Genomic DNA, 216 nt, shown 5'->3' with positions numbered 1-216 from the left:
CCACTGCTATCAAGACTGTCACTGGGGGCGAGCACTTCGAAAATCTGGTTCCAGGCACCACGCCGGTTAATACCACCGTTACCGATACACCGGGTACCGACAACACCACCACTGTCACGCTGACCGCGCCGAGCGCAGTCAACGAAGGTGGCCAGATCACGTACACCGCGACCTTGAGCAACAAGGCCGGTACTGACGTCACTCTGAAACTGGATA

Annotated in this window: 1 protein-coding gene; it reads left to right on the top strand. The window is 57.4% G+C overall.

The annotated features are described in order from the left end of the window. The coding region (locus BFP90_RS28850; protein WP_176718056.1) for an immunoglobulin-like domain-containing protein at positions 1-216 on the top strand (216 nt) is incomplete at both ends.

It is taken from the genome of Pseudomonas sp. 24 E 13, from assembly GCF_900004715.1.
GTDB lineage: Bacteria > Pseudomonadota > Gammaproteobacteria > Pseudomonadales > Pseudomonadaceae > Aquipseudomonas > Aquipseudomonas orientalis_A.
This window is presented reverse-complemented; position numbering and strand designations above follow the sequence as displayed.